Genomic DNA, 10,571 nt, shown 5'->3' with positions numbered 1-10,571 from the left:
AACGAGTGTTCACCATGTCTCCGGTCTGTACACTTGGCCCGGCCACCCACGAATTACGCGTGGCCCCGGCAAAGTCGTGGATGCCCGGGCCAAGCCCGGGCAGGACGGCGGAGAGGTGGCTGCGCGCTGGAAAAGTCAGATGCAACGCCGCATTTGAAATTGTTTCACACCCTCTGAGCAGCGGCCGAAGGCTGCGTGTCGAAGGACGCACGACCCCTCCGCGCTCACCACACGGCGTCGAGACGCTCGAAGCCGTGGAAGTGGTAGGTGTCCCTGTAGGCCGGCTTGGACGCCAGCCGGAGCCCGGGCAGGCGCTCGAACAGGATCGGCAGGGCGACCTGCATCTCGAGGCGGGCCAGCGGCGCGCCGATGCAGAAGTGGATGCCGGCGCCGAAGCTCACCTGGGCATTGTCCTCCCGCAGCGGATCGAAGCGGTCCGGATCGGCGAAGCGGCTGGGGTCGCGGTTGGCGCCTCCGAGCAGGAGCCCGATCTTGTCGCCCTTGCGCAGGCGGGCGGGACCGATCTCGACGTCCTCGAGCGCATAGCGCGTGAACAGGTGCAGGGGCGCGTCGTGACGCAGCATTTCCTCCACCACGAGGGCCCGCGACCTCTCGTCGGAGAACGCGGCACGCACGTCGATCCCGTTCTGGAGAAGTCCGGCGATGCCGTTGGCGAAGGCATGCACGGTCGCCTCGTGCCCCGCGTTGAGGAGCTGGATGCAGGTCGCGACCGTCTCCTCGTCCGTGAGCCTGTCGCTGTTGGCGGATGCCGCGGCGAGATGGGTCACGAGATCGTCGCGCGGCTCCTTCAGGCGCTGGTCCAGGAGGCCGCGCAGATAGCCCGCGAAGGCGGTGGTCGCGGCGGCGGCGTCCTCCTCGACAGCGCGGTCTCGCCTGAACTGGTGGATCGCCACCATGCGATGCGACCAGTCGAGCAGGGCAGGGCACATCTCGACCGGAACGCCGAGCAGCTCGGCGATGACCGTGACAGGAATCGGCGTGCAGAAGCGCGCGAGCAGGTCGCATGCGCCGTCCCGCTCGAAACCGTCGACGAGCGCATGCGCCATCTCCGCGATGCGCGGCGCCAGCTTCTCGACCTGCCGTGACACGAAGGCGCGATTGACCAGCGTCCGCAGCCGGGTGTGGACGGGCGGCTCCACCTCGAGGAGGGCGTACTGCATCACCGCGGTGTGCGGCGCGAGGTGCGGCGGCGGTTCGGGCCAGCCGAGTTCCTCGCGGGTCGCCACGTGCAGGATCTGCCGCCCGAAGCGCTTGTCCCGCAACAGGGCGGAGACGTGGGCGAACGAGGCCGTACACCAGTGGTCGTACTGATCCCAGAAGAAGAGCGGCGAACCGGCCGCATGCATCGCCGCGTAGGCGGGATAGGGATCGTTGAAAAAGTGCGGGTCACGCGGGTCGAGATCGACCCTCAGGGTCTTGTGGTCGAAGCGCACGGCAAGGGTCCGTCGGGGGAAGCCGATGCGAGTTGACCCTGTGGGACCGTTTCAGGCAAGCGCCGCGGTGGCGGCGCCCTTCACACGGCGGCGGCGGTCCGAGCCGGCGGCAGGCGCAGCATCGCGCCGATCATCCGGTCCCGGAGCCTGGCCGGGCTGAGACCCGCCGCCGGCAGAAAAGGGAGGGTGGTGGCCATCGCGACGGGGGCGGCCGTCACGGCCTCGGGCGCGATGGCGGCGCGCAGAACCGCCATGCCTTGCGGGTCCTGGTCGAGCGCGCGGGCGTCGAGATGCGGCATCGTGGTGGTCCCTTGTTGGCCGTCGCGGGACGGCCGTCCAAACTCGTTTTACGCTCGCCTGTCGATCCGAGTTCGTTGTTCGAACTCTTGCTGATCATCAATGTACTCCGGCCCGCGCTGGGCCGATGTGCGGAAACACACACGCAGAAAGTGTGCCGCGCGAATTTTTCACACTTTCCCGAGAGAGCGGACGGACTTGACCCAGAGTGGGACAGGTGACATCTTCCAAAACGTTTTGGAGAGTCCCATGGCGACACTGAAGGATCTCGCCTCGTCGCTCGGCCTGTCGATCACGACGGTGTCGCGGGCGCTCGACGGCTATTCCGACGTCGCCGAATCAACCCGCAGCCGGGTGAAGGCCGCCGCCGAGGCGGCTGGCTACAGGCCCAATGCCGCCGCCCGCCGCCTGCGCAAGGGGTCGACCGAGATGGTCACCATGGTGCTCCCGACGGAGCCCGGGCAGTTCAACGAGCCTCTCTACATCGAGCTCCTCGCCGCCCTGGGGAAGCGGCTCGCACGCGACGGTTACGACCTCACGCTGCTCGCCGCGCCGCCCGGCACGGAAGAGCTCAAGACCTACCGGCGTCTGGTCGAGGGGCGGCGGACGGACGGGCTCATCGTGGTCCGTACCCGCCGCGACGATGCGCGCATCCGCTGGTTGCTGGAACAGGACTTTCCTTTCGTGACCATGGGCCGCACGGACGTGCCCGGGGCCTTCCCGTTCGTCGACGGCGACGGCGCGGCTGCCTTCCGCGAGGCCTGCGAAAGGCTGCTCGGGCTGGGCCACCGGAGGGTCGCGCTGATCGGCGCGCCGTCGGCCTTCACCTTCGCCGGACTGCGGCGGGACGGATACCGCGCCGCCATGGCGGCGGCCGGGCTCCCACCGATCGAGTGCGAGGCCGCGGCCGACGAGGAGGGGGGCTGTGAGGCCGCCCTCGACCTGCTGGCGCGCCCCGACCGGCCGACCGCGCTGCTGTGCGCCACGGACCGCATCGCCTATGGCGCCCTGCGCGCCGCCCGCCGGCTCGGCCTCGAGATCCCGGCCGACGTCTCTGTCGTCGGCCACGACAACCTGCCGGCGTCGGCCTTCACCGATCCGCCGCTGACGACCATGGAACTGCCGATCGCCGAAACGGGCGAACTGCTGGCCGAGATGCTGCTCGCCCGCATCGCCGGCACCGATCCGCATGTCCTGCAGAGCATTCGCCCGGTGCGCTTCGTCGACCGGGCCTCGACCGCGCCACCGCGCGGCTGATGGAAGACACCGCGCTCCGGCGCGGCTGGAGACGAAACGTGGTGCGGCCCCCGGCGCCGCAGCCGCGTCACGGAGGGGCCGGGAGGGAACGACAAGGAGACGTACATGACCAAGAGCTTGCGCTACGCGCTTCTGGCCGCCGTCGCGGTGACGACGGCCGGCATCGCCACCACCGGCGGCATCGGCCGCGCCAACGCCCAGGACCTCGTGTTCCTCTCGACCCAGCTGCGTCCCATCGAGGAAGCGCAGAAGGTGCGCGAGATGGTGCTCAAGGGAGCCCCCAAGACGACCTACGTCGTCGACGAGCCGTCGCCGTTCACCGTCCGCATGAAGGCCGAGGTGGAAGCCAACAAGCACACGGTCAGCGTGGTGGGCGCCCTGCACGGCGAACTCCAGCCGCTCGTCCCGATGGGCGCGCTCGACGCCATCGACGATGTCGCCGCCAAGGTCGCATCGCGCGGCATTCCCGCCGGCCTGATGGAGCTCGGCAAGCTCGGCTCGGGCAAGCAGCTCTACATCCCCTGGATGCAGGCGACCTATGTCATGGTGGTGAAGAAGGACGCTCTGCCCTTCCTGCCCGCCGGCGCCGACGTGAACGCGCTCACCTACGAGCAGCTCGCGGCCTGGGGCAAGGCCATCCAGGAGAAGACCGGCCAGCGCCGCATCGGCTTCCCGGCGGGTCCCAAGGGCCTGATGGCCCGCTTCCTCCAGGGCAATCTCTACCCGTCCTACACCGCCTCCATGGTGACGGAATTCCGCTCGGCCGAGGCCGAGAAGATGTGGGGTGACTTCAAGGCCGTCTGGGCCTCGGTGAACCCGAACTCCACCAACTACGACTTCATGCAGGAACCGCTGATGGCGGGCGAGGTGTGGATCGCGTGGGATCACGTGGCCCGCGTGAAGGACGCGCTCACCGCGGCGCCCGGGGACTACCAGGTCGTCGCCCCGCCGGCCGGCCCGAAGGGCCGCGCCTACATGCCCGTCGTCGCCGGCCTCGGCATCGCCAAGGGCGCGCCGGACCGCGCCAACGCGGTGGCGCTGATCGAGCACCTGTCCAAGCCCGAGACGCAGGTGCTGGTCGCCAAGGAGCTCGGCTTCTTCCCGGTCGTGAACGCCACGCTGCCCGCCGACCTGCCGGCCGGCGTGAAGCTGCTCTCGGAAGGCGTCGCCAAGACCCAGAACGCCAAGGACGCGATGGTGGCCCTGCTGCCGATCGGCCTCGGCGACAAGGGCGGCGAGTTCAACAAGGTCTACTTCGACACGTTCCAGCGCATCGTGCTGCGCAACGAGCCGATCAAGGCCACGCTCGACGCCCAGGCCGGCGCGATGCGCGACATCATGACCGCCACCAAGGCGCCCTGCTGGGCCCCGGACAAGGCCAGCGACGGCGCCTGCCCGGTGAAGTGAGCGTCTAGAGCATGCTGCGAAAAGGTGGAATCCGGCTTTTCGCGAAAAGCATGCGACCACCGAGGAACCGAGTGCGTGCTGCGTTTTCATCAAAACGAAGCACGCACTAGGGCGCACTGAGATCGTGCGTCTTTCGACAGCGGCCTGCGGCCGCTGCTCAGGATGAGGACCGCTGGCGTTTGACAGCACAAACCTCCTCATCCTGAGCAGGCCGCGAAGCGGCCGCGTCGAAGGACGCAGCATCCCTCCACCGCCACCCACGAGCACGCCATGACCCAATCACGATGGCTGCCCTACGCCCTCCTCGCCCCGGCGATGGTGTTCCTCGGCGTGCTCTTCTTCGTGCCGCTGGTGCAGACCATCGTCCTGTCCTTCCAGGGCGACGCGGGTTTCGGGCTTGGCAATTACGGCAAGATGGTCGGGGACCTGAATTTCGGGCTCTCGATCCGCAACACCTTCCTCCTGGTCCTCACCGTCATCCCGCTGCAGGTGGCGCTGGCGCTGGCCATGGGGCTGATGCTCCAGAAAATGACGTTCGGCCGTGACGTGGTGCTGTGGGTCTGGACGATCCCGCTCGGCGTCTCCGATCTCGCGGCCGGCCTCGTCTGGCTCGCGCTGCTGCAGAACACCGGCTACGTGAACTCGGCCCTCTTCGCGATGGGCCTGATCCCGGGCCCGACGGCCTGGCTCAATTCCGAGACGCCGGTCACGCTCTTCGTCGCCGTCGTGCTCGCCGAGGTCTGGCGCGCCACGGCCATCGTGCTGGTCATCCTGGTGGGCGGTCTGCAGCTCATCCCGAAGGAGTTCGCCGAGGCGGCCGAGATCTTCGGCGCCCGCCCCTGGACGCGCTTCGTCAAGATCACCCTGCCGCTCCTGAAGCCCAGCCTGCAGTCCGCCCTGATCCTGCGCACGGTGCTCGCCTTCGAGGTCTTCGCTGTCGTCTACGCACTCGGCGGCCGCAACTTCCCCGTCCTCGTCGGCGAGGCCTATGCCTGGCAGCGCGACAACCAGAACTACGGCGTCGCCGCCGCCTACGCGGTGCTGATCATGATCATCTCGCTCGCCGCCACGGTCTTCTGGCTGAGGGTGCTGCGCGTGAAGCCGGAGGTGCAGGGATGACCGCGACGCGACGCCTCGTCTTCGTCTCCGGCACGCTGGCGCTCTGCGCCTGGGTCCTCGTGCCGATCTACCTGATCGCGCTGGGCGCCTTCGGCGGCCGGGCAGGGGCCTTCAAGTGGCCCAAGGAGATTGTCCCGTCGAACGCCTCGCTCGACGCGCTGATGCTCTTCGTCAAGATCGAGGGCGTGTGGAACGCCGCGGTGAACTCGGTCATCGCGGCCGGGCTCACCATGCTGTTCTCGATCGCGCTCGGCGCGCCGGCGGGCTACGCGCTCGCCCGCTTCAGCTTCCGCGGCGCCAACGCCTTCCGGCTGCTGGTGCTGCTGACGCGCGCTTTTCCGCTCGCCATCCTCGCCCTGCCGCTCACCGTCACCTTCATCCGCATCGGCCTCTACGACACGCCGCTCGGCGTCGCGCTCGTCCACACCGCGCTCGCCCTGCCGTTCGCGGCGCTCGTCACCGCGAGCCTGTTCACGGGCATTCCGCGCGAACTCGAAGAGGCGGCCTGGGTCTTCGGCTGCACGCGGCTTCAGGCCTTCCGGCGCATCGTCCTGCCGCTTGCTCTCCCCGGCATCGCGGCGGCGGCGATCTTCGCCTTCGTGATCTCGTGGAACGAGGTGTTCGCCGCTTCGGTGCTGACGGTTCGGGAGCGCACGCTCACGGCCTACCTGCTCACGGTGCTGGCGGAATCCCCGCTGCACTACCGCTTCGCCGGCGGCTTCATCCTGATCGTGCCGTCGGTGCTCTTCATCTTCGCCGTCCGCAAGTACCTGTTCGCCATGTGGGGCGTCTCCAGCAAGTGAAAGGAGGCCGGGATGGCCGGGATCGTTATTGACCGCATCGCCAAGAGCTTCGGCTCCGTCACCGCGCTGCAGGAGGTCTCCCTGGAGATCGCCGACGGCGAGTTCGTCGCGCTGCTGGGCCCGTCGGGCTGCGGCAAGACCACGCTCCTGCGCATCATGGCGGGGCTCGAGAGCCGCTCGTCGGGGCGCGTCCTCATCGGCGGGCGCGACGTGTCCGACCTGAAGCCCTGGGAGCGCGGGCTCGCCATGGTGTTCCAGAACTACGCGGTCTTCCCGCACATGACCGTGTACGAGAACGTCGCCTTTGGCCTCGCGATGCAGAAGAAGCCGGCCGACGTCATCGACCGGCAGGTGAAGAAGGCCGCGGCGCTCCTGCACATCGAGCCCTACCTGGAGCGCTATCCGGCCAAGCTGTCCGGCGGCCAGCGCCAGCGCGTCGCGGTGGCGCGCGCGCTCGCCGTCGAGCCGGCCGTGCTGCTGATGGACGAGCCCTTGTCGAATCTCGACGCGCTCCTGCGCCTGGAGATGCGCGCCGAACTGAAGAGCGTCCTGCGCGAGGCGGGCACCACCACCGTCTACGTCACCCACGACCAGACCGAGGCCATGGGCCTCGCCGACCGGATCGCCGTCATGTACGGCGGCAAGATCGTGCAGATCGCGCCGCCCACCCAGGTCTATGCCCGGCCCGCGACCACCTTCGTCGGCGGGTTCGTGGGCTCCCCGCCGATGAACTTCCTGCCGGTCGACTCGCAGGACGGTCGCGTCACGCTGGGGGGCCAGAGCATCCCGGTGCCGGGCTCCGGCGCCCGCATCCTCGGCTTCCGGGGCGAGGACGTGACGCTCGCCGCCCCCGCGGACGGCCTGGCCTTGACGGTTCGTGTCGTGGAGCCCATGGGATCGCACACTCTTCTCACGGGCCGGATCGGCGACGCGGTGGTCCGCATCGTCGCGCCGTCCTCCACCGCGGTCCGCGCCGGCGACGTCGTCGGCCTGCGCCTCGATCCCGCCCGCGTCGTCTTCATGGATCCCGCGAGCGGCCTTGCCTTGGATGCCGCCGCATGACCACGCCGTCCCCCACCTCCGCCTCGCTCGACGCCCTCGCCCGCGACATCCTCGCGCGCAACGACCGGGGTGGGTACACCGTGCCCAATGAGAAGGTCTATCCGTTCCAGTGGAACTGGGATTCGGCCTTCGTGGCGATGGGCTTCGCCGTGCTCGACATCGAGCGCGCCTGGCAGGAGCTCGAGACGCTGTTCCTGGGCCAGTGGGACGACGGCATGGTCCCCTCCATCGTCTTCCACAAGCCGGCGGCGAACTACTATCCCGGCCCGTCGGCCTGGGGCACGACCCACGAGCCGCCGACCACCGGCATCTCGCAGCCGCCCGTCGCCGCCACCGCAGCCCGCGTGGTGTTCGAGGCCGATCCGGACCGGGCGCGCGCGGAAGCGCGGCTGCGGGCGCTCCTGCCCAAGCTCGTCGCCTCGCACCGCTGGTGGCACGAGATCCGCGACCCGGACGGGACCGGGCTGGTGGCGATCGTTCATCCCTGGGAGACGGGCCGCGACAATTCGCCGGAATGGGATGCGCCGCTCGCCGCGATCACGCCCACGGTGGACGTCGCAGCGCTGCGCAAGGACAAGACCCACGTCAACGCATCCGAGCGCCCGACCGACGCCTTCTACAACCGGGTGATGACCCTCGTCGAAGAGGCCAAGGCGCTTCACTGGGACGGCAAGGCCGTGGCCCGGTCGCTGTCGCTTCGCGTCTGCGACGTGGGCGTGCAGTCGATCCTCGTGCGGGCCGACCACGACCTGCACCATCTCGCGACGCTGCTCGGCTTCGCAGACGAGGCGGCGGCCCTGGCCGGCTGGATCGAGCGCTCGACCAAGGGCTTCGACCGGCTGCGCGGCGACGACGGCATCTGGCGGTCGCTCGACCTGCGCTCGGGAAAGCTCGCGGCGAGCGTCAGCTCGGGCTCCTTCCTGCCCCTCTACGCACGGGTGGGCACGCGGGAGGACGCCGACCACCTCGCGGCCTTGCTGGACCGCTGGGGAAGCGTGACGTCCTACGCGGTGCCGAGCAGCGACCCCTTCGCCGAGACCTACGATCCGCACCGCTACTGGCGCGGCCCCGTCTGGCTCGTCGTCAACCGCATGATCGTCGACGGCTTCGCGACGGCGGGACGGTTGGACGTCGCGGACCGCATCGCCGCCCAGTCGCGCGAGCTCGTCGGACGCCATGGCTTCTGCGAGTACTTTGACCCGCGCACGGGCGACGCGCTCGGCGGGCGCGACTTCTCCTGGACGGCCGCCATGTGGCTCGCCTGGCTGGCGCGGCCGGATGCGGGGCATGCCGTGACGGGGTGAGTTCCGCTGCGCGGTCAGTCCCCCAATGTCCCCATCCTGAGCAGCGGCCGAAGGCCGCGTGTCGAAGGACGCACCACCGTTCCGCTGCTCCTGTCTGCGTGCTTCGACACGCCTGCTCCGCGGGCTGCTCGGAGCTCGTGAATCTTTTTGTTTTAGTGGGCTCACACCCTCCGCACGTCATGCCCGGGCTTGGCCCGGGCATCCACGCCTTCGGGATGGCCCCGGCAAAGGCGTGGATCCTCGGGCCAAGCCCGAGGATGACGGCGGAGGGGGAGAGGTAGAGCGGAGCGGGGCCGCTCTGCACTGACGGAATGATTTACATCCGCGCAGGGTGAGGAGCGTGGGGGCAGGGGCGCGAGCACTAACCTCCCGCCCCCCCACCCGCGGCCGATCCGGGCGGGGAAGCGTCGTCTCCATGGTGGTTTTGCGGGGCCTGATGGCCTAGCCTGCGTCGCGCCGGGCGGGGACCGGCGCACGCGGAGACCACGAATGGCCGGCAATCTCACTCTCGAATCGCTTCGCAAGGCCGTTGCCGACGGCACCATCGACACCGTGCTCGTCGCCATGACGGACATGCACGGGCAGCTCATCGGCAAGCGGTTCCACGCCCAGCACTTCCTCGACTCGGCGCACGAGGAGACCCACGGCTGCAACTACCTGCTGGCCAACGACATCGACATGGAGCCGGTGCCGGGCTACGCGGCGGCGAGCTGGTCGCAGGGCTACGGCGACTTCGTGCTGAAGCCGGACCTCGAGACGCTGCGCGTCATTCCCTGGCTGCCCGCGACCGCGCTGGTGCTGGCCGACGTGCTCGACCATCACCATCACCAGGACCTGCCGCACAGCCCGCGCGCCATCCTGAAGAAGCAGGTGGCCCGCCTCGAGGCCATGGGCATGCGCGCCTTCGTGGCGACCGAGCTCGAATTCTACCTCTTCGACGAGACCTACGAGGCCCTGCACGCCAAGGGCTACCGCGATCCCAAGACCGCCGGCTACTACATCGAGGACTACCACATCTTCCAGACCAGCAAGGAAGAGCCGGTGATGCGGGCCGTGCGCAACGGCCTGCAGGGCGCCGGCATCCCGGTCGAGAATTCCAAGGGCGAGTGGGGCCCGGGCCAGGAGGAGATCAACGTCCGCTATGCCGACGCGCTGGAGATGGCCGACCGCCACGTCATCCTGAAGAACGGCATCAAGGAGATCGCCTACAACGCCGGCAAGGCCGTCACCTTCATGGCCAAGTGGCGCTACGACCTGGCGGGCTCGTCGAGCCACGTCCACTCGTCGCTGTGGGACAAGGACGGCAAGCGCTCGCTGTTCATCGACCCGCAGGCCGAGCACGGCATGTCGCAGGTGATGCGCCAGTACCTCGCCGGCCAGATCGCCCACGCCGCCGAGATCACCTATTTCCTGGCTCCCTTCATCAACTCCTACAAGCGCTTCCAGGCGGGCACCTTCGCGCCGACCCGGGCGGTGTGGAGCATCGACAACCGCACGGCCGGCTTCCGCCTGTGCGGGGAGGGGACCAAGGGCCTGCGGACCGAGTGCCGTATCGGCGGCTCGGACCTGAACCCCTACCTCGCCATCGCGGCCCTGCTGGCGGCGGGCATCGCCGGCATCGAGGGCGGCATGAAGCTCGAACCCGCCTTCTCGGGCGACGCCTATGTCGGCGACGGCCTGCGCGAGATCCCCAAGACCCTGCGCGCCGCCACCGCGACGCTCAAGGACTCGGCCATGCTGCGCAAGGCCTTCGGCGACAACGTCGTCGATCACTATGTCCATGCTGCGGAATGGGAACAGTTCGAGTATGACCGCCGCATCACCGACTGGGAGTTGAAGCGCGGCTTCGAACGCTCCTGAACCGACCG

Annotated in this window: 9 protein-coding genes; 7 read left to right on the top strand and 2 right to left on the bottom strand. The window is 69.2% G+C overall.

Annotated elements, in window-relative coordinates:
• Positions 1-224: 224 nt before the first annotated feature.
• Both Q0Q47_RS19670 and Q0Q47_RS19665 read right to left on the bottom strand, forming a co-directional pair.
• Positions 225-1,454, bottom strand: a complete 1,230-nt coding sequence (locus tag Q0Q47_RS19670; RefSeq protein WP_293863505.1) for a cytochrome P450 — start codon at positions 1,452-1,454, stop codon at positions 225-227.
• A gap of 80 nt (positions 1,455-1,534) precedes the next feature.
• Positions 1,535-1,753 (bottom strand): hypothetical protein, encoded by a 219-nt coding sequence (locus Q0Q47_RS19665; RefSeq protein WP_293863503.1) that lies wholly within the window; start codon positions 1,751-1,753, stop codon positions 1,535-1,537.
• A 247-nt stretch (positions 1,754-2,000) separates the two neighbouring features.
• Between Q0Q47_RS19665 and Q0Q47_RS19660 the strand changes: the two genes are divergently transcribed.
• The 7 genes from Q0Q47_RS19660 (at position 2,001) to Q0Q47_RS19630 (ending at position 10,563) form a co-directional block, all read left to right on the top strand.
• Entirely contained in the window at positions 2,001-3,008 is a 1,008-nt protein-coding gene (locus tag Q0Q47_RS19660) for a LacI family DNA-binding transcriptional regulator (protein ID WP_293863501.1), read from the top strand.
• A gap of 105 nt (positions 3,009-3,113) precedes the next feature.
• Complete coding sequence (locus Q0Q47_RS19655) at positions 3,114-4,415, top strand: extracellular solute-binding protein (RefSeq protein WP_293863499.1); 1,302 nt, start codon at positions 3,114-3,116, stop codon at positions 4,413-4,415.
• 270 nt (positions 4,416-4,685) lie between these two features.
• Positions 4,686-5,534, top strand: coding sequence for a carbohydrate ABC transporter permease (locus Q0Q47_RS19650; RefSeq protein ID WP_293863497.1), 849 nt, complete (start codon positions 4,686-4,688; stop codon positions 5,532-5,534).
• Positions 5,531-6,337, top strand: a complete 807-nt coding sequence (locus tag Q0Q47_RS19645; RefSeq protein WP_293863495.1) for a carbohydrate ABC transporter permease — start codon at positions 5,531-5,533, stop codon at positions 6,335-6,337. The genes Q0Q47_RS19650 and Q0Q47_RS19645 overlap by 4 nt, the downstream gene beginning before the upstream one ends.
• A gap of 12 nt (positions 6,338-6,349) precedes the next feature.
• The gene (locus tag Q0Q47_RS19640) at positions 6,350-7,399 is read left to right on the top strand and encodes an ABC transporter ATP-binding protein (protein WP_293863493.1); all 1,050 of its coding nucleotides are present in this window, start codon (positions 6,350-6,352) and stop codon (positions 7,397-7,399) included.
• Positions 7,396-8,703, top strand: coding sequence for a trehalase family glycosidase (locus Q0Q47_RS19635; protein WP_293863491.1), 1,308 nt, complete (start codon positions 7,396-7,398; stop codon positions 8,701-8,703). The genes Q0Q47_RS19640 and Q0Q47_RS19635 overlap by 4 nt, the downstream gene beginning before the upstream one ends.
• Positions 8,704-9,192: 489 nt before the next feature.
• Complete coding sequence (locus tag Q0Q47_RS19630) at positions 9,193-10,563, top strand: glutamine synthetase family protein (RefSeq protein WP_293863489.1); 1,371 nt, start codon at positions 9,193-9,195, stop codon at positions 10,561-10,563.
• Positions 10,564-10,571 lie beyond the last annotated feature (8 nt).

The organism is uncultured Alsobacter sp., from assembly GCF_945952055.1.
GTDB lineage: Bacteria > Pseudomonadota > Alphaproteobacteria > Rhizobiales > Beijerinckiaceae > Alsobacter.
This window is presented reverse-complemented; position numbering and strand designations above follow the sequence as displayed.